17 protein-coding genes are annotated in these 18,579 nt (G+C 62.9%); 11 read left to right on the top strand and 6 right to left on the bottom strand.

Going from position 1 to position 18,579, the window contains the following annotated elements:
- Positions 1–92: 92 nt before the first annotated feature.
- The 7 genes from ubiE (at position 93) to A6U87_RS00230 (ending at position 9,736) form a co-directional block, all read left to right on the top strand.
- Positions 93–869: a bifunctional demethylmenaquinone methyltransferase/2-methoxy-6-polyprenyl-1,4-benzoquinol methylase UbiE gene (gene ubiE / locus A6U87_RS00260; protein WP_065689250.1), complete on the top strand. Its 777-nt coding sequence runs from the start codon at positions 93–95 to the stop codon at positions 867–869.
- A 62-nt stretch (positions 870–931) separates the two neighbouring features.
- A complete protein-coding gene (ubiB, locus tag A6U87_RS00255) occupies positions 932–2,506 on the top strand; it encodes a 2-polyprenylphenol 6-hydroxylase (RefSeq protein WP_065689249.1) in 1,575 nt (524 codons plus the stop codon).
- A gap of 94 nt (positions 2,507–2,600) precedes the next feature.
- Positions 2,601–4,184, top strand: coding sequence for an aromatic amino acid lyase (locus tag A6U87_RS00250; protein WP_065689248.1), 1,584 nt, complete (start codon positions 2,601–2,603; stop codon positions 4,182–4,184).
- A gap of 29 nt (positions 4,185–4,213) precedes the next feature.
- On the top strand, positions 4,214–5,596 hold the full coding sequence (locus A6U87_RS00245) for a dihydroorotase family protein (protein ID WP_065689247.1): 1,383 nt from the start codon (positions 4,214–4,216) through the stop codon (positions 5,594–5,596).
- Complete coding sequence (locus A6U87_RS00240; protein WP_065689246.1) at positions 5,593–6,840, top strand: Zn-dependent hydrolase; 1,248 nt, start codon at positions 5,593–5,595, stop codon at positions 6,838–6,840. The genes A6U87_RS00245 and A6U87_RS00240 overlap by 4 nt, the downstream gene beginning before the upstream one ends.
- A 58-nt stretch (positions 6,841–6,898) precedes the next feature.
- The gene (locus A6U87_RS00235; protein ID WP_065689245.1) at positions 6,899–7,999 is read left to right on the top strand and encodes a DUF917 domain-containing protein; all 1,101 of its coding nucleotides are present in this window, start codon (positions 6,899–6,901) and stop codon (positions 7,997–7,999) included.
- A gap of 75 nt (positions 8,000–8,074) precedes the next feature.
- Positions 8,075–9,736 carry a urocanate hydratase gene (locus tag A6U87_RS00230; protein WP_065689244.1) on the top strand — a complete coding sequence of 554 codons (1,662 nt, stop codon included), beginning with the start codon at positions 8,075–8,077 and terminating at the stop codon, positions 9,734–9,736.
- Between the two features lie 26 nt (positions 9,737–9,762).
- On the opposite strand, the gene A6U87_RS00225 is transcribed toward A6U87_RS00230, so the two are convergent.
- Positions 9,763–10,149, bottom strand: coding sequence for an ester cyclase (locus tag A6U87_RS00225; RefSeq protein WP_065689243.1), 387 nt, complete (start codon positions 10,147–10,149; stop codon positions 9,763–9,765).
- A 96-nt stretch (positions 10,150–10,245) separates the two neighbouring features.
- Between A6U87_RS00225 and A6U87_RS00220 the strand changes: the two genes are divergently transcribed.
- Complete coding sequence (locus A6U87_RS00220) at positions 10,246–11,226, top strand: DMT family transporter (protein WP_244499404.1); 981 nt, start codon at positions 10,246–10,248, stop codon at positions 11,224–11,226.
- A 17-nt stretch (positions 11,227–11,243) separates the two neighbouring features.
- Here A6U87_RS00220 and A6U87_RS00215 read toward each other — a convergent pair whose 3' ends face one another.
- Entirely contained in the window at positions 11,244–11,630 is a 387-nt protein-coding gene (locus A6U87_RS00215; RefSeq protein WP_065689242.1) for a VOC family protein, read from the bottom strand.
- Positions 11,631–11,639: 9 nt separating this feature from the next.
- Positions 11,640–12,920 carry an MFS transporter gene (locus tag A6U87_RS00210; RefSeq protein WP_065689241.1) on the bottom strand — a complete coding sequence of 427 codons (1,281 nt, stop codon included), beginning with the start codon at positions 12,918–12,920 and terminating at the stop codon, positions 11,640–11,642.
- Between the two features lie 95 nt (positions 12,921–13,015).
- Here A6U87_RS00210 and A6U87_RS00205 point away from each other — a divergent pair, with 95 nt between their 5' ends.
- Positions 13,016–13,888, top strand: a complete 873-nt coding sequence (locus A6U87_RS00205; RefSeq protein WP_065689240.1) for a LysR family transcriptional regulator — start codon at positions 13,016–13,018, stop codon at positions 13,886–13,888.
- Here A6U87_RS00205 and A6U87_RS00200 read toward each other — a convergent pair whose 3' ends face one another.
- On the bottom strand, positions 13,889–14,794 hold the full coding sequence (locus tag A6U87_RS00200) for a LysR family transcriptional regulator (RefSeq protein ID WP_065689239.1): 906 nt from the start codon (positions 14,792–14,794) through the stop codon (positions 13,889–13,891).
- 123 nt (positions 14,795–14,917) lie between these two features.
- On the opposite strand from A6U87_RS00200, the gene A6U87_RS00195 reads away from it, so the two are divergent.
- Together A6U87_RS00195 and A6U87_RS00190 are read left to right on the top strand one after the other, a co-directional pair.
- Positions 14,918–15,682 carry an SDR family oxidoreductase gene (locus A6U87_RS00195; protein WP_065689238.1) on the top strand — a complete coding sequence of 255 codons (765 nt, stop codon included), beginning with the start codon at positions 14,918–14,920 and terminating at the stop codon, positions 15,680–15,682.
- A gap of 103 nt (positions 15,683–15,785) precedes the next feature.
- Positions 15,786–16,535: an SDR family oxidoreductase gene (locus A6U87_RS00190; protein ID WP_065689237.1), complete on the top strand. Its 750-nt coding sequence runs from the start codon at positions 15,786–15,788 to the stop codon at positions 16,533–16,535.
- A gap of 92 nt (positions 16,536–16,627) precedes the next feature.
- On the opposite strand, the gene A6U87_RS00185 is transcribed toward A6U87_RS00190, so the two are convergent.
- Positions 16,628–17,998 (bottom strand): PepSY domain-containing protein, encoded by a 1,371-nt coding sequence (locus A6U87_RS00185; protein ID WP_065689236.1) that lies wholly within the window; start codon positions 17,996–17,998, stop codon positions 16,628–16,630.
- 65 nt (positions 17,999–18,063) lie between these two features.
- Complete coding sequence (locus A6U87_RS00180; protein WP_065690183.1) at positions 18,064–18,471, bottom strand: hypothetical protein; 408 nt, start codon at positions 18,469–18,471, stop codon at positions 18,064–18,066.
- Between the last annotated feature and the right edge of the window lie 108 nt (positions 18,472–18,579).

Below are 18,579 nucleotides of genomic sequence, written 5' to 3'. Positions count from 1 at the left end.
GGTGCCGCGGATCGGACCGTGGCCCACAGATAGCGCCGCCGGCTTGCTTTCGCTATGGTCGCCGCGCTGATTTCAGAGATTGGAGTTGTTCGATGTCAGAAAGCCGTACCTCCGCCGAAGGCGGCATGGAAACATCATACGGCTTCCGCGAGGTTGCGGACGGTGAGAAGCAGGGCCTCGTCAACGAGGTCTTCCACAAGGTCGCCAAGCGCTACGACATCATGAACGACGTGATGTCGGTCGGCATGCATCGTGTCTGGAAGGACGCGATGATCGCGGCGCTGAACCCGCGCAAGGAGCCGGGCTACAAGGTTCTCGACGTCGCCGGCGGCACGGGCGACATCGCCTTTCGTATTGTCGAGGCGTCCGGGCGCAACGCGCATGCGACCGTACTCGACATCAACGGCTCGATGCTCGGCGTCGGCGCGGAGCGCGCCGCCAAGCGGAAGCTTTCCGACAACCTGACCTTCGTCGAGGCCAATGCCGAAGACCTGCCGTTCGAGGCCAATAGCTTCGACGCCTATACGATCGCCTTCGGCATCCGCAACGTGCCGCGCATCGACGTGGCTCTCAGCGAAGCCTATCGCGTCCTGAAGCGCGGCGGGCGCCTGCTGGTGCTGGAGTTCTCCGAGGTCGACATGCCGCTTCTGGACCGCGTCTATGAAACCTGGTCGTTCAACGCCATTCCGAAGTTCGGCAAGGCAATCACCGGCGATGCCGAGCCCTACCAGTATCTCGTCGAATCCATCCGCAAGTTCCCCAATCAGGAGAACTTTGCAGAGATGATCCGCGGTGCGGGCTTTTCGCGCGTAAGCTTTACCAACTACACCGGCGGTATCGCCGCTCTGCACTCTGGCTGGAAGCTCTGAGGCATGGCACCACGGAGCACCGCACCGCTTTCGGCCAGCATCGCCAGAGAATTTCGGACCTCATGAGTACACTTGGAGCATATTTCCGGCTTTCGCGCGTCGGCTGGATCCTGGTGCGCGAAGGCGTCATTTCGGCACTACCGTCCGATGACCTTCCGCCGATCGTCGGCGCCGCCAAGTCCTTTGCCGGCCTCTTCGCCCGCAATCGCAGCAGATCGCAGAAGCGCAGCGACCGGCTTGCCAAGGCCGTCGAACGGCTGGGTCCGTCCTATGTGAAGATCGGCCAGTTTCTCGCCACGCGTCCTGATGTCGTCGGCGTGGAATTCGCGGACGATCTCTCGCAGCTTCAGGACCGAATGGCCTTCTTCCCGCAGGGGGCGGCTCGCAGCAGCATCGAAGGCTCGCTCGGACGGCCGATCGAAGAGCTGTACACCAGCTTCAGCGATCCCATCGCGGCAGCATCCATCGCACAGGTACACCCGGCTGAGGTCAACACGACCTCCGGCCGCAAGAAGGTCGCCGTCAAGGTCGTTCGCCCCGGTGTTCGCCAACGCTTCACCCACGATATCGAGGCGATGTATCTCGTTGCGCACATGCAGGAGCGCTTCATGCCATCCAGCCGGCGCCTTCGCCCGGTCGAGGTGACAAAGACCCTGGAGCAGACGACCAAGGTCGAAATGGACCTCCGGCTCGAGGCGGCGGCGCTTTCGGAGATTGCCGAGAATACGCAGAAGGATCCCGGCTTCCGGGTGCCGACCGTGGATTGGGAGCGTACAGGGCGTGACGTCATTACCATGGAGTGGATCGACGGCGTCAAGATGTCCGATGTCGACGGTCTGCGCGCGGCCGGCCATGACCTCAATGCCCTTGCCGACACGCTGATCCAGTCGTTCCTGCGCCATACGCTACGCGACGGCTTCTTCCATGCCGACATGCATCCCGGCAATCTCTTCGTCGACGCCCAGGGCATGATCGTGGCGGTCGACATGGGGATCGTCGGGCGGCTCGGCAAGAAGGAGCGACGCTTCCTCGCCGAGATCCTCTACGGCTTCATCACCCGCGATTATATCCGTGTCGCCGAAGTGCACTTCGAAGCCGGTTACGTGCCCGGGCATCATAATGTCGAGAGCTTCGCGCAGGCGATCCGCGCCATCGGCGAGCCGATCCACGGCCAGCCGGCAGAAACGATCTCGATGGGCAAGCTGCTGACGCTCCTGTTCGAGGTCACGGAACTGTTCGACATGGAAACGCGGCCGGAACTGGTGATGCTGCAAAAGACGATGGTCGTCGTCGAAGGCGTGTCGCGAATTTTGAACCCGCGCTTCAACATGTGGAAGGCGTCGGAGCCGGTTGTCGGCGAATGGATCCGCAACAATCTCGGCCCGAAACGGATCGTCACCGATCTGAAGGACGGGCTGAAGGCAGCGGTCAAGCTTGCAGAAGCCGCGCCGGAGATTGCCGCCAAGACCGAGAAATTCCATCACCAACTGCTTCACATGAGCGAGAACGGCGTACGCTTCGACGCGGAAACGGCAGAAGCGATCGGCAAGGCCGAGGCGCGCCACAGCCGTTCCGGGCGGCTGGCGCTCTGGATTATTGCCTTGACGCTTCTCTATATTGCCTGGGTGGTAAGCTAGTTCAGCAGCATGCAAATGCATGCTGTGTTCGACATTTGGGATATCCCATCGGACAGGTCAGCCGCATAATCTCGTTCTCAAGGAGATATTGCAGATGAAGCACGAACGCCCCGGCATCGAACTTTCCGGACAGCCCTTCGGCTTTGCCGAGATGGTGAGGATCGGCTCGGGCAAGGCTGCGCTTTCCGTTTCCGCAACCGGCATGGCGCGGGTGGAGATCGCCCGAGCAATTGTCGAAGAGGCGATTGCGGCCGGAACGCCGGTCTATGGCGCGACCACCGGCGTCGGCGCGATGAAGGACGTCGAATGGTCTCCTGAGGATCTGGACGCCTTCAATCTCGGCCTTGTGCGAGCCCACCATTTTGGAACCGGCACGCCCTTCTCCTGCGAGATCGTCCGCAATGCGATGGCAATCCGCATCAATACCGCCCTGACAGGACAAGTCGGCTGCACACCGGAACTGGTGGATGCCTATATGCGCATGCTCGAGGCGGATGTGATCCCGGTCGTCAGGCGAACGGGCTCGATCGGCTGTGCCGATATCGGTCTCATGGGCCAGATCGGCGCCGTCCTGACCGGGGTGGGCGAAGCCGTCTATCGCGGCAAGCGCATGCAGGCCGCCGACGCATTCGCAGCGGCCGGATTGAAGCCGGTCGCCATGGCGCCGCGCGACAGCCTCGCCTCCTTGAGCGTCAACGCCGTGTCCTTTGCGGCAGCTGCCGACGCGACGCGCAACGCGGCTGCTTCCATCCGCGTGCTTCTCGCCACCGGGATGATGGCCTCGGGTGCCCTGGGTGCATCGCGCGATCCCTGGAAAGCCGTACGCCATGTCGGTACGGCCCGCGAGGCGTTGATCGGCGCATGGCTCTGCAATGCGTCGGATGCCTGGGAATGGCCTGTTACCACGCATGTGCAAGATCCACTCAGCCTGCGCATGGTGGCTCAGGTCTTTGGCGCGGTGATCGAGAACCTGTTGACGACGGGCCACAAGATTCTCGCAGCGACCGGGCGCTCGGACGACAATCCCGTCGTCGTCGAGGGTCGCGTGATGACCTCCGGCGGCTCGCTGCCGCTCGACGTGACGATCCTGCTCGAATCCGCGGCACTTTGCATGGCGCATGCCGCGCGCAACGCCTTCAACCGCTGCGTCCTGCTCGGCAACGGGCAGCGTCGGGACCTGCCCGTCAACCTAGTGCCGCCGGGTCGTATCGCAACCGGTTTCGGCCCGATCATCAAGCTCGCCGGCGAGATCTTCTCGCGCGTGCTGTCGATGTCGAACCCGGTTTCGGCTCAGTCGCTGGTGGTTGCCGCCGGTCTTGAAGACGAGGCCGCCTTCCTGCCGCTGGTCATCGAACGGTTCGAGCGGCAAATGCGCGCGCTGAAGCGTTTGGCTGCGCTGGAAGCCCTGCTTGCCGCACAGGCCGCCGACATTCTTGGCGACCGGCCCGAAGGCGTTGCCGGGATGATCTACGAGGTCGTCCGCAAGCATGCCGATTTCTATACGGTCGATCGGCCGCTGTCAGCGGAGGTCGAGGCGATCGAGGAAGAGCTTGGCTCGGACGCATTCGTTTCCAGGCTGATCGAGCAGGTGCCGATCGCAGCGTTCGACGACTTCTTTGCACTTGGTTCGCTCGAACGCATCGAGCAGAGGCTGACACGGGAAACGGCCACCATTTGAACCCTTGAGCCTACACGGAGATTTGCGGCATGGCTGATTTCGATCTCGTTCTTCAGGGCACGGTCGTGCTGCCGGAGCGTATTCTCGACCAGGGGTATGTGGCGGTTCGCGATGGCAAGATCGCGGAAGTCGGCGTCGGTGTTCCGCCGGCAGCCAGCGAACGGCATCTGCTCGGCAAGGCGCTGATCCTGCCCGGAGCGATCGATGCGCAGGTGCATTCGCTCTCACAGAGGGACCAGGAAGACTTCATCTGGTCGACGCGTTCGGCGGCCGCCGGTGGTGTGACGACGATCGTCGACATGCCCTATGACGAGGGCAATCTCGTCTGCTCGGCAGAAGCCGTGAAGAAGAAGGTCGACCACGCCAGCCCGCAGGCCCGCGTCGACTTCGCGCTTTACGGCACGGTCGATCCCGAGGAAGGACCGGCGCGCATTCGCGAGATGGTCGACGCCGGTGTCGCGGCTTTCAAGTTTTCGACCTTCGGCACCGATCCGAAGCGTTTCCCGCGCATTCCGCCCGCGCTCCTCGACGCCTGTTTCGCGGCGATCGCGCCGACCGGCCTGACGGCCGGCGTCCATAACGAGGACGATGAGGCGGTGCGTTCCTATATCGAGAAGGTGAAGGCGAGCGGGATCACCGACTACCGCGCGCACGGCCTGTCGCGGCCGCCGATCACCGAACTGCTTGCCATGCACACGATCTTCGAGACCGGCGCCAATACGGGATGCCCTTCGCATGTCGTTCACTGCTCGCTCGGGCGCGGCTACGACATTGCACGCGCCTACCGCCGCGACGGCTTCGAGGCGACGGTGGAGTGCTGCATTCATTATCTGACGCTCGACGAGGAAAACGACGTGAAGCGGCTGGGCGGCAAGGCTAAGATCAACCCGCCGATCCGCCCGCGCGCCGAAGTCGAGACGCTGTGGCGCAAGGTGGCCGAAGGCAACGTCTGGCTGGTTTCGACCGATCATGTGAGCTGGTCGGAAAACCGCAAGACCAATCCCGACATGCTGGCGAACGCCTCGGGCGTCCCCGGGCTGGAAGTGATGGTTCCGCTGTTCGTCAAGGGGGCGACGGAACGCGGGATTCCGCTGACCTGGGCGGCAAAGCTGATGGCCGAAAACCCCGCGAAACACTTCCGGCTCGACCATGTGAAGGGCGCGCTGACCCCCGGCAGGGATGCCGACATCGTCGTGCTGGAGCCCCGGGAAAGGGTCTACGACGCAGCGGCCAGCGGTAATAACGTCGTCGGCTGGAGCCCTTACAACGGTATCCGGCTTCCCTGGACAGTGACCGCGACCTATCTGCGCGGCAGGCAGATCGCTAAGGGTTCGACAGTCACGTCGGAGCCGGGCACGGGGCGTTTCGTACGCCCGTTGCCGCGGCAGATCATTGCCGGAGAAACCGCATGAGCCGCAACCTGCCGGTGAATGCGAACAGGATCGCAGAGGACATTCAGGCCCTGGGCGATATCACTGAGCCCGGCCATCCCTGGACGCGTCGCGCCTTTTCGCCGCTGTTTCTCGAGGGCCGAGCCTATATCGACGCACGCATGAAAGCGGCAGGACTGGAGACCCAGATCGATGCGGCGGGCAACCTGATCGGCAGACGGGCGGGCAAGAGGCCCGGCTCGGGAACGATCATGGTCGGGTCGCACTCGGATACCGTTCCGGACGGCGGGCGTTTCGACGGGATTGCCGGGGTGATTGCGGCGCTGGAGGTGGCGCGTGCCCTGAGCGACCAAGGCATACAGCTCGACCACGATCTGGAGATCGTCGACTTTCTGGCCGAGGAGGTCAGCATCTTCGGTGTTTCCTGCATCGGCAGCCGTGGCATGACCGGTCAACTGCCGGAAACCTGGCTTTCCCGCGAGACCGATGGGCGCGACCTCGCGACCGCCATCGGCGAGGTTGGCGGCGACCCTTCGACGCTGCTTTCGCAGCGGCGACCTGACATCAAAGGTTTTCTCGAACTGCATATCGAGCAGGGACCGGTTCTCGAAAACGAGAAGAAGGATATCGGCATCGTCACCGCGATCGCCGGGATCACGCGGATCGAGATCACCGTCGAGGGGCGCGCCGATCACGCGGGCACCACACCGATGGACAGCCGCGCGGACGCGCTGGTCGCCGCCTCTCAACTGGTCCTCGACATCCAGCGCGCCGCGGCGGAACGGGCCAAGCGGCCAGGACATTTCGCGGCGACCGTCGGAGAGTTCCAGATCGAGCCGAACGCGGCGAACGTGGTGCCGTCGAAGGCCGTTCTCCTCATCGACGGCCGGGCCGAGATCCGCAACGACATGGAAGCCTTCTGTGAATGGCTGGATGCCCATGTCATCAAGCTTGCGATCGCCCACGGCGTTTCGATCAAGAGCCCGGTTCGCGTCTCCGACAATTTTCCGACGCCCGGCGATGCCGGCCTGCTGAAGACGCTGGAAGGCGCCTGCGAAACGGTTGGCGCGCGGCATCGGCGCATGGCCTCGGTCGCAGGCCATGACACGGCCTGGATCGCCAAGGTAGCGCCCGCAGCCATGATCTTCGTGCCCTGCAAGGAGGGACGCAGCCATTCCGCCGATGAATGGGCTGAAAATGACGATATCGCGCTTGGCGCCGCCGTGCTGTTCGAGGCGGTGCGCGAGATGGACAAGCAGATCTGAATTGCACCACCGACCGGGGCCGCGACGCCTCGTGGATCGGGAAGCCAGGAGAGGGTGAATGGGACGCATACTCGTTGAGAAAGACGTCGAGGCGGCCGTCAAGGGCGGGTCCGTTTATGCCGCCGGCGGCGGCGGCTGGGCGGATCACGGGCGCATGCTCGGCTATGCCGCTGTCAATGTCGGAAAGCCCGAGCTGGTTTCGATCGACGAACTGAAGGATGACGACTGGATCGCGACGGCTGCCGCCATCGGCGCGCCCGCCTCTACCACTCCCTGGGAAATGCAGGGCATCGACTATGTGAAGGCCGTGCAGCTGCTTCAGGAAGAGCTCGGCGAAAAGCTCTCCGGTCTGATCATCGGTCAGAACGGAAAGTCCTCGACGCTGAACGGCTGGCTTCCCTCCGCGATCCTCGGAACCAAGGTTGTCGATGCGGTCGGCGATATCCGGGCGCATCCGACCGGCGACATGGGATCGATCGGCATGGCCGGTTCGCCGGAGCCGATGATCCAGACGGCCGTGGGCGGCAACCGCGTCGAAAACCGCTACATCGAGCTGGTCGTCAAGGGCGCCACCGCCAAGGTCTCGCCGATCCTGCGCGCCGCCTCGGACCAATCGGGCGGTTTTATCGCCAGCTGCCGCAATCCGCTGCGCGCCTCCTATGTGCGCACCCATGCGGCTCTCGGCGGCATCTCGATGGCATTGACGCTTGGCGAGGCGATCATTGCCGCCGAGCGGATGGGCGGCTCCGCCGTGATCGACGCGATTTGCAGGACGACCGGCGGGCATATCCTTGCCGAAGGGATCATCACCAGGAAGGACGTCGTCTACACCAAGGAAGCCTTCGACATCGGCACGATCGTCGTCGGCTCCGGCGACAAGGCCGTGACCATGCACGTGATGAACGAATACATGGCGATCGATGACGCCGAGGGCAAGCGCGTCGCGACCTTCCCCTCTGTCATCACCACGTTGTCCCCTGACGGGGAACCGCTCAGCGTCGGCCAGCTCAAGGGCGGCATGCACGTGTTCATCCTGCATGTGCCGATGGGCATCATTCCGCTCTCCGCAAGCGTTCTCGACCCGACGGTTTACCCGCCAGTGGAGAAGGCGATGGGGATCGAGATCGCGAAATATGCGCTGGCCGGCAAGAAGAACTGACAGAGGACCGCCTGGCGAGGGACGCCGGGCGGACTGCCGCAAAACGGCAAAGACATGAGTGAGGAAGGAAATTCCATGCCGAAGGCCAATCCACGTCATCCGAAATTTCCGATCCCCGGCGGGCCGGAGCTGCGGGCCAAGGGCTGGCGGCAGGAGGCATTGCTCCGCTTGCTCGAGAACGTCCTCTCGGTGGGCGAGGATCCCGACAACCTCGTGGTCTATGCCGCTCTCGGCAAGGCGGCGCGAAACTGGGCCGCACACAAGGGCATCGTCAAGGCGCTGACCGAAATGGAGGAAGACCAGACGCTGCTGATCCAGTCCGGCAAGCCGATCGGGCTGGTGAAGACGCATGCCAAGGCGCCACTGGTGATCATGGCCAACTGCAATATCGTCGGGCAATGGGCAAAGGCGGAAGTGTTCTACGAACTCCAGCGCAAGGGGCTGATCTGCTGGGGCGGGCTGACGGCCGGCGCATGGCAGTATATCGGCAGCCAGGGCGTCATCCAGGGCACCTACGAGATCTTCATGCGGATCGCCGAACGGCGCTTCGGCGGCGACCTTCATGGACGCTTCGTACTGACCGCTGGTCTGGGCGGCATGGGCGGCGCGCAGCCGCTGGCCGGGCGCATGGCGGGTGCTGCCATCCTTTGCGTCGATATCGACGCCGAACGGGCCAGGAAGCGCCAGGAGATCGGCTATCTGCAGGAGATCGCGCCGGATCTCGACACGGCGTTGGAGATGATCGACGCGGCGGTGAAGGAGAAGCGGGCGCTGTCGGTCGGGCTGATCGGCAATGCGGCGGAGGTCTATCCGGAGATCGCGCGGCGCGGCATCGTGCCCGATATCGTCACCGATCAGACCTCGGCGCACGATCTCGTCTACGGCTACGTGCCAAAGGGCATGAGCCTCGCCCAGGTGAAGGAATTGCGCGACGACGGCCAAGGGCAGCTGATGGCCGCAAGCCGCGCCTCGATCGTCCAGCACGTTACCGCCATGCTGGATTTTCAGAAGAAGGGTTCCGAGGTCTTCGACAACGGCAACCTGATCCGCACGCAGGCAAAGGAAGGCGGCGTTGCCAACGCCTTCGACATTCCGATCTTCACCGAGGCCTATCTTCGGCCGCTGTTTGCCCGGGCGATCGGCCCGTTCCGCTGGATGGCACTGTCCGGCGAGGACAGCGATATCGCCCGCATCGACGACCTGCTGCTCGAGATGTTTCCCGACAACAAGATCATCACCAACTGGATCCGGCTGGCCCGCGAGCATGTTCCCTTCGAGGGGCTGCCGGCGCGCATCGCCTGGCTCGGCCATGGCGAGCGAACGGCGCTGGCGCGGCGCGTCAATCAGCTGGTGGCGAACGGAGAACTCAAGGGGCCCGTCGCCTTCTCGCGTGACCATCTCGATGCCGGCGCCATGGCGCATCCGAACATCATGACGGAGCGGATGAAGGACGGGTCCGACGCCATCGCCGACTGGCCGCTGATCGATGCCATGATGCTCTGCTCTTCGATGGCCGATCTGGTGGTCGTGCACTCCGGCGGTGGCGGCTATGCCGGCTACATGACCAGTTGCGGCCTGACGGTTGTTGCCGATGGCACCGATGATGCCGACGAGCGGCTGGATCATGCGCTGACAAACGACACGGCGCTCGGCGTCATGCGCTATGCCGACGCGGGCTACGACGAGGCGCTGGACGAAGTGGCGAAGAAGGATGTTCCCTACATCAGGCTGGGATAAGCGGGCGGCAATGCCGGCATCTGCGGCTACAGCTGTGCCTCGATCGAGGCCTTGTCGATGACCGACCAGACCTCAACGATCCGGCCTTCGCGAAACTCGTAGAAGACGTTCTCGGTGAAGGCGACCCGCCTGCCGTTGACTGGCAAGCCGAACAGGATGCCTTTGGGCGTGCAATCGAAAAGCAGGCGACTTCCCAATCTGGGGAAGTCGGTCACGATGAAATCGATGGTGAAGGACAGATCGGGGATCGCCTCGAAATCGCCAACGAGCATGTCCCGATAACCCGACAGTCCGACACGCTCACCATTGTAGCGGACCTCATCGTCAACGAAGCGCGCGAGGTTTGGCCAGTCCTGATTGTTCAGGCAATCGATATAGCCTCGGTAGATCTCGGCAAGGGCGGATGTTGACATGGGTTACCCAGTCTGTTCAAGGGCTACAGGGCTATCTAGCGAGGCGCGTCGTGTCGGCAAGCCTGGCGCCCCCTCTATCAGTTTGAGGATAGACGAATGAAACCGCGCCATCATGTGGCGCAGGAAGTGAGTCTTCAACTCTACACATCTGATAGGTATCAGATCACGGACCGAAGCATCGGCGCACAGAACGGACCCATCATGCAGCCACGCACCTACGGTATGCTCCTCGTCGTTATCGCGACCATCATGTGGAGCACGGCGGGTCTTTTCGTCCGCGCGCTCGACCTCGATATCTGGACGGTGCTCGGATGGCGCTCCTTCTTCGGCGGGCTGACGCTGTCGATCATCGTCCTGGCGAAGCACCGGATCAGTGCCGTACCGGGCAAGGTACCGTTCTATTTCTACCCGCTGTTCGGGCTGATGGCCGCCATCTCGATGTATGGCTATGTCGGCGCGCTGAAGCTGACCACCGTGGCCAACGTTCTGGCGATCTACGCCACTGTTCCCTTTGTCGCCGCGGGTATTTCCTATCTCTGGCTGAAGGAAGCGATCAGCAAGCGCGTTCTGGTCGCGAGCCTCATCGCCTTCATCGGGGTTCTCATCGTTGCCGGCTTTGGCGCAAGGCCCGAGGACATTGCGGGCAACGCTCTGGCCTTCCTGATGACCTTGACGTTCAGCATTCTGCTCGTTGCGGCGCGCCGCTATCCGGCGCTTCGGCTGGCGCCGGTCAACGCGCTGGGATCGGGCTTCTGCGTGCTGCTCTGCCTTCCGCTGATGTCCCACGACCTGCCGAGCCTGACTGATATCATCACGCTCGCGGTGTTCGGCTCGACGACCTCGGGGATCGCCTACCTGCTGTTCATGACCGGTGGCCGCTACATTCCGTCGGGAGAGGCAGGGCTGATCGGCCTGCTCGATGTCGTGCTCGGGCCGCTATGGGTGTGGCTGGTCTTTTCCGAGACGCCGTCCGTTCCGACGATCGTCGGCGGCGTGATCATTCTCTTCGCTGTCTTCTGGTATCTCTGGAGCGGTATGCGCGGCAGAGAGCCTCGACGCACGCTGAAGAACGTCTAACCCTCGTCGGGCTGGGCTCAGCTTTCCGGATTCGACACTTCGATCAGGTTGCCGTCCGGGTCGCGCAAATAGACGGAACGGATCGGACCGTTCGCGCCAGTTCGCCTGACCGGCCCCTCCTCTATCACCACGCCCTCCGCCTGGAGATGCACAACGACCTGCTCCAGCAGTGTCGAGGCAATGAAGCATAGGTCGGTCGAACCGGGCATCGGTTGTCTTGCCTTGGGCTCGAACTCCCGACCGGCCTGATGAAGGTTGATCTTCTGATTGCCGAACCTGAGCGCCTTGCGACCCTCCCCGAAGGTTTCGATCGTCATGCCAAGCACCCGCGCATAGAAAGCGCAGGTCGCATCGATGTCGGCGACGGTGAGGACAAGGTGGTCAAGGCGATCGATGGTGATCATCGCCAAACCCTACCGCCTTGCCAGCCGTGCAGCAATGAGGGCGGCAATCATGCCCAGAGCCAGCATGATAAGCGTAAAGACCACAACGGCATTCCAACCATCCGCACCCCAGAAATAGCCGCCGGCCGAACCGGCCACGGACGAGCCGATGTAATAGGACAGCAGGTAGAGCGACGACGCGTGGCCCTTGGTGCCGCGCGCAAGGCGACCGACCAGTGCGCTCGCCACCGAGTGGGCAATGAAGAAGCCAGAGGTCAGCAACACGATGCCGAGGATGATCAACGGCAAGGAAGTGGACAAGGTCGTGGCGACGCCCGCTGCCGCAACGGCGATGCCGGCGGGCAGAACGATGAAGTGGCCGATACGGTCTCCCAGCATGCCGGCAATCCACGAGGCGGCGATGCCGAAGAGATAGACCGTAAAGATCAGGCCGAGTTCGGTCTGGTTGAGGTTATAAGGCGCCTGCACGAGCCGGAAGGCGATGTAGTTGTAGACCGTGACGAAGGTGCCCATGGCGAGAAAGCCGATGGCGAAAAGCAGCGGAAGTGCTGGATTGCTGATGTGGCCAACCCAGGCCCTCAGGTGAAAGCGCGCATCGAACCCCTTTCGCGGCGTGAAGTTGCGCGACGCGGGCAGCAGCAGGAAGAAGCCGATCGCGGCGGCAAGGCCAAGCATGCCGAGCGCGCCAAGCGCTACGCGCCAGGAGAAGAACTCGGCCAGCGTGCCGGTGACGACGCGCCCGGCCATGCCGCCGAAAGCGTTGCCGGCAATATAGAGGCCCATCGAGGCGCCAAGGCCGCGCGGATCGATTTCCTCCGAGAGATAGGCCATGGCGACGGCGGGGACGCCGCCGAGCAACAATCCTTCAAGCGCCCGGATGACCAGCAGCGCGTGCCAGCTCGGAACCACAGCGCACGCGATCGTGCAGATCGCAGCCCCGAGCAGCGAGGCAAACATCAGGCTGCGGCGGCCAAAGCTCTCAGAGACGGCGGCGGCGCAGAAAATGGCGAAGGCGAGGAAGCCGGTCGAGAGCGACAGCGACAGCGAACTGGCAGCAGGGCTGATCGCGAAATGCTCCGCAAAGATCGGCATCAGAGGCTGGACGCAATAGAGCAGCGAGAAGGTCGCAAAACCGGAGAGGAAGAGCGCGATGCTGGCGCGCTTGTAGGGCGCGGTTCCCTTTAGGAGGAACTGTTTTTTCGGCGGCTCATCCGCTGTGTGGACGACCGCCAGATTTGGACGGGACTGAAATTCGGAGACGTCTGGCTGCTTTTTTGCGGCGCGTGGCATGGGGGACCAACCTTTCACGCCCTTTGATCTAGCCAAGCCATGATCATTTGTCCAATATATGAAAGTGCCATTCTCGATATGTTTTGGAGATACCTATGGAGCTGCGCCATATTCGCTATTTCCTGGCCGTGGCAGAGGAAGGCAATTTCACCCGCGCCGCCGCCAAGCTCGGCATCGGCCAGCCGCCGCTCAGCCAGCAGATCCGGGATCTCGAAAACGAGATCGGCGCGGCGCTGTTTCACCGGGTGCCGCATGGCGCCGAACTGACGGAAGCGGGCTCCGCTTTCCTACCGGAAGGCAGGGCCGCGATTGCCGCAGCCGAAAAGGCCAAGCTTGCCGCGCAGCGCGCGACGCGCGGTGAGACCGGGCGGCTGGCGCTGGGCTTTACGGCGTCGTCGGCATTCAACACGGCTGTCAGCGGCACGATCCGCCGCTTTCGCGGCCAGTGGCCTGACGTGAGCCTGTCGCTGACCGAGATGAACAGCAACTGGCTGATGGAAAAGCTGATGCGCGAAGAGATCGACGTCGCCTTCATCCGCCCCGGCCTGGAAGATCCGAAGGATGTGCGGTTGAAGCGGCTCGCGGACGAGCCGATGCTGATCGCGCTGCCGGCGCACCATCCGCTTGCGGCATTCAAGAAGGTTCCGATCGCCGCTCTCGCCGGTGAACCTTTCATTCTCTTTCCCCGCACCGTCGGTCTCAGCCTCTATGACGATATCGTGCGCGGCTGCCGGGATGCCGGTTTCGAACTCGTGGTGACGCAGGAAGCGCCGCAGATTCCTTCGGTGGTCAATCTGGTGGCGGCCGATCTTGGCGTGTCGATCGTACCCGCATCGATCGCGCACCTCGCGCTTGATGGTGTCGCCTACCGGCCGATCGAGGGGCCGCCGCTGGTGGCGCGTCTCGGTCTTGCGATGCTGAAAGCACAACGCTCACGCGTTGCCGCCAACCTGATGAGCCTGATCTGATCAGCCGGCGGGGTCCCAATAGGGTGGATCGCCAAAGGTCTTGCGCAGGTGATCGGCGACTGCGCGCAGCTTGGCAGAGGGATTGCGGCCCTCCGGATGCGCCATGTAGATGAACTCGGCTTCCGGCCGATAGCTGACATCGATCTCTTGCAGATGTCCGGCACTGATCGCCGGTCCGGCGATGAAGGCGGGCAGAAGCGCGATGCCCAGACCCGCGGCCGCGGCATCGCGGATCATGTCCCCGTTGTTCATGCCCAGTGCCTGGCTGGCACGGACGACGATGGCGCCATCCGGCGTCTGGAAACGCCAGTCGGCAACACCACGGTTGGTGTAGAAGATCCCCTTGTGGCCATCGAGATCGGCAAGCGTCTTCGGCATTCCATGGCGTTCCAGATAGTCCGGCGAAGCGCATAGAAGCCGGCGGCTGCGGCTGAGCTTCCAAACGACCAGCCGGGAATCAACGATCGGACCGTGGCGAACGACGGCGTCATAGCCTTCGGAGGAAACATCGACGCGGCGATCATCGATATCCAGCACCAGCTCGATCTCGGGATGCTCGGCCAAGAACGGATAGAGGGCCGGGCCCAGATGCATGCGCCCGAAGGTGACCGGGGCCGCAATCCGCAACGGTCCAGAGAGCGTGCCCCGGCGTTCGGCCATTTCGGCCGATGCGTCCTCGATCTCCTGAACGATCCGGGACGCGCGCTGTAGGAAGGCGCTGCCATCCTCCGTCAGGGTGAGCTTGCGCGTCGTGCGATGAAGCAGGATCCCGCCGAGCGATTTCTCCAGCTCGGCAAGCCGTTCGCTCACCACTGATTTCGACAGGCGCAGACGCCTTGCCGCCTCGCTGACGGAGCCGGATTCCACCACGGCGACGAAAGCAGTTATCCCCTCAATCTTGATCATCGTTCGGTATTTCCGAATTCGAGTTCCGTTATCTGGAGACTAATCCGAACAAAAGAAAAATGCCATCTTCCACTCATCGAACGGGGCGCGAACGTCCCCTCAACCAACAACGGAGATGGAACAATGAACCGCTTGAATGGAAAAGTCGCAATCGTTACCGGCGCAAGCTCGGGCATCGGCCGCGCAACGGCCAAGCTCTTTGCATCGGAAGGCGCAAAGGTCGTGGTCGGCGCACGCCGCCAGGCAGAACTCGACAGTCTCGTCGAAGAGATCAAGGCAGCAGGCGGGAACGCCGTGGCGGTTGCCGGCGACGTACGCTCGGAAGACTATCACAAGGCGCTGGTCGCCACGGCCGTCGATCGCTACGGCAAGCTCGACATTGCCTTCAACAATGCCGGCACACTTGGTGAGGCTGGCCCGAGCACGGGCGTTTCGGAAGCCGGATTCAGCGACGCGCTTGCCATCAACCTGACGGCATCCTTCCTGGCCGCCAAGCACCAGATCGGCCAGATGGAAAAGAACGGCGGCGGCTCGGTGATCTTCACCTCGACCTTCGTCGGCTACAGCTTCGCCTTCCCCGGCGTTGCCGCCTATGCCGCCAGCAAGTCCGGCCTGATCGGCCTGACACAGGCGCTCGCCGCCGAATTCGGCCAGAAGAACGTACGCGTCAACGCCGTATTGCCTGGTGCAGTCGACACAGACATGTACCGCGAGATGAACGACACCGAGGACAAGCAGAGCTTCATCACCAATCTGCACGCGCTGAAGCGCGTTGCAGCGCCTGACGAACTTGCCCGCTCGGTCCTCTACCTCGCCTCGGACGATGCGAGCTTCGTGACCGGCACGGCCTCGCTGGTCGATGGCGGTGCCTCGATCACCCGCACCTGACCCCTTGCCTGATGATCCGCTCGTGATGGATAACCTTTCCGCGAGCGGATTTTCACAAACAGATTGTTATCGCATTTTTTCAAAGATCAGAGGAAACGAGACAATGACACGCCTGCAGAACAAGACAGCCCTCATCACCGGCGGCACCAGCGGCATCGGCCTGGAAACCGCCCGTCAATTCATCGCCGAGGGTGCGCGCGTCGCCATCACCGGCAGCAGCGCCAAGAGCGTCGAAGCCGCCCGCGCCGAGCTTGGTGACAAGGTCCTGGTCATTCAGGCCGATGCCGGGAATGCCGCTGGCCAGCAGATCGTCGCCAATGCGATCAAGGAAGCATTCGGCCAACTCGACATCCTCTTCGTCAATGCCGGCATTGCCGAATTCGGCCCGCTGGAACAATGGAGCGAAGCCGCTTTCGACAAGTCGATATCGATCAATGTGAAGGGCCCGTTCTTCCTCATACAGGCATTGCTGCCGGTCTTTTCAAAGCAGGCCTCGATCGTCCTCAATACCTCGATCAACGCACATATCGGGATGCCCAATTCCAGCGTCTACGCGCTGACCAAGGGCGCGCTGCTGACGCTTGCCAAGACGCTCTCGGGCGAACTCATTGGCCGCGGCATCCGCGTCAACGCCGTCAGCCCCGGCCCGATCTCCACGCCACTCTATGGGAAGCTGGGGATGTCCGAAGCGGACTCCAAGGCCATGGCCAGCCATATCCAGACGCAGATCCCCGTTGGCCGGTTTGGCGATGCAGGTGAAGTGGCCAAGACGATCATATTCCTCGCCTCGGACGAGGCTGCCTACATCGTCGGCAGCGAACTCATCATCGATGGCGGGATGAGCAACCTCTGAGATTTGGGATCCCGGCAGCATGAGAAAGGCCGCGGTTCCTCTCCTCCGCGGCCTTTCCTGTTTCTAGCGGCACCGGCGGAATGGAGCCGTGATCAAGCGTGGCGCGTCTTCCTGGCTTTGAGATAGAGCCAATCTAGCGCCAGCATGGTGACCAGAGACGCCCCGACCAGGGGGAACACCACGCCGCCGACGAGCAGTATTGCCAGCAGGCCCCTGAACACGCGTCGGTTGGAGGGAATGGGCGGCACGCCCAGCGACCCGGCCGGACGACGCTTCCACCACATGACAGCCGCGGAAACCGCCAGCATCACGATAGCCATGCAGGCGGCAAGCAAGACGAGCTGGTTTACCAACCCGAACTCTTGCCCCATGTGCACGTTGATCCCCCATTCGAGCCATTTGCCGAGCGGACCGTAGTCGGCAAAGCTCATATCGAGGAGCGGCTGGCCGGAATACTGGTCCAGATGCACGACGCGCTGTTGCGACAGGTCATCCGGATAGACCGAACCGGTGTAGACGCCCATCGCATCATCAGGAATATTGACGGCATAGCCGCGATGGAGGCCGAGCCGGTCGAAGGTGGCAACGGCCTCATCGAGGCTGATCGGTGCCGCTCCATGCTGATGGCCGGTCGATTGCGGGATTTGCGCCTGCTCCAGAGACCAGGAGGTCTTGGCTACATGGTCGAGGTGATCGCCGGACATCGGAACAGCCACGCGCACGCCGGCAGGGTAGCCGAAGTTGCTGCCGTTCGCCCACTCGTTGACCTTGTCACCCCACACACCGGACCAAGGCATACCGGTGATCGCCAGGAAGACGATGAAGAAGCCGACGAAGAGGCCCGTCACCGCATGCGTATCGCGCCAGAAGACGCGTCGCTTCGGAGTGCCACGAACGCTGAGCACCCCACCCGTCTGCCTGCGCGGCCACCAGAGATAGATCCCTGTTCCCACGAGAAGGATCGACCAGCCGGCGGCGATTTCGATCAAAGCCCGGGCGAATGAACCGAAATATTTGAGGCTGTGCAGGTAGCGGATCGTCCACATGATGGTCCCGCGGTCCGGCAAGGCGCCGAGCACCTCGCCGGTGTAGGGGTTCACGTAGACGGCAAGCTTTCCTTCGCTCTCGGTGCTCACCGTGATCTCGGTCGAGGAGATTGGCGAAAGCGGATCGGTAAATTTGACCGCGGTGCCCGGATGCGCGGCAAGGGCGGCGGCCACCATGGCGGACGGTGCTGTCCTTCCAACATTCTCCTGAAGCTCGACCTGTTTGAAGTCGGAATAGACGGCCGCGTCGATCTCGTCCTTGAAGAGATAGAGCGCGCCGGTGATCGCGAGTGTGATCATGAAAGGCAGGACCATGAGTCCCGCATAGAAGTGCCAGCGCCAGACGGCGCGGTAGACGTCGGATGCAGAACGCGCGGCAGCGCCGGCGCTCTCCCGACCGATGGTCAGATCGGACATGAATTGTTCCTAACGTGAAAGGTCTTGCGGACGCGCGAAGACACGGCGTCCCGAGAAAGATGACGTCAGGCGGACTGGGGAGGCGCGCGAGGCTCCGCGATGAGACCCCGCAATATCGGCGGAGCGGGCGTTTCGCGTGGGACGACAATATCGACCGCGGTTGCGACCACGATCCGAAGCAGATCGCCCTGCCCGCTGACGATGGCCGGCATCGCAGCCGAAGCCAGCCGGCACAATGTGCCGCATGGGCACTCGGGAAGTTTCTTGACTGGCGCACCGCCATGCCCGACCTCGCCGATCGAGCCATCGGCGGCGGCAGAGCAGATGATCTGAAAAGGATCGACGGCCGATGCGGCCATCGCGCCCTGCGCGGTGCCGGAAAGCAGGCCTTGCACAAGCAGCAGACAGCCGATCAGCAGCGCAATGGCGCTGGCCGTTCCCCTGTCCCGCAATAGGCGCCGAATCCCGCTCATGCGATCGTCCATGCCATAATCACACCGGCTTGTCACTGCGACCGATAAGACCCGCCCCTGTCGATTGCTTATTATTCGCCAAAGGCTTAGGGTCGAGATCGGTTAGTT

The organism is Rhizobium sp. AC44/96, assembly GCF_001692185.1.
GTDB lineage: Bacteria > Pseudomonadota > Alphaproteobacteria > Rhizobiales > Rhizobiaceae > Rhizobium.
This window is presented reverse-complemented; position numbering and strand designations above follow the sequence as displayed.